This window comes from Shewanella sp. AS1 (assembly GCF_021412565.1).
In the GTDB taxonomy this organism is placed as follows: domain Bacteria; phylum Pseudomonadota; class Gammaproteobacteria; order Enterobacterales; family Shewanellaceae; genus Shewanella.
The window spans coordinates 1-255 of sequence record NZ_JAKCLJ010000164.1 but is presented as its reverse complement, the minus strand read 5'-3'; the positions used below and the strand labels follow the sequence as shown (position 1 = coordinate 255).

Annotated in this window: 1 rRNA gene; it reads right to left on the bottom strand. The window is 53.3% G+C overall.

Features of this window, described 5'->3' with window-relative positions:
• Positions 1-255, bottom strand: a 23S ribosomal RNA gene (locus LZP69_RS16520); the annotation flags it as partial.

Genomic DNA, 255 nt, shown 5'->3' with positions numbered 1-255 from the left:
CTTCGTGCTCCTCCGTTACTCTTTGGGAGGAGACCGCCCCAGTCAAACTACCCACCAGGCACTGTCCTCAACCCCGATTCAGGGGCCAGAGTTAGAACATCAACACTACAAGGGTGGTATTTCAAGGATGACTCCACGAGAACTGGCGTTCCCGCTTCAAAGTCTCCCACCTATCCTACACATGTAGGGTCAATGTTCAGTGCCAAGCTATAGTAAAGGTTCACGGGGTCTTTCCGTCTAGCCGCGGGTATACGG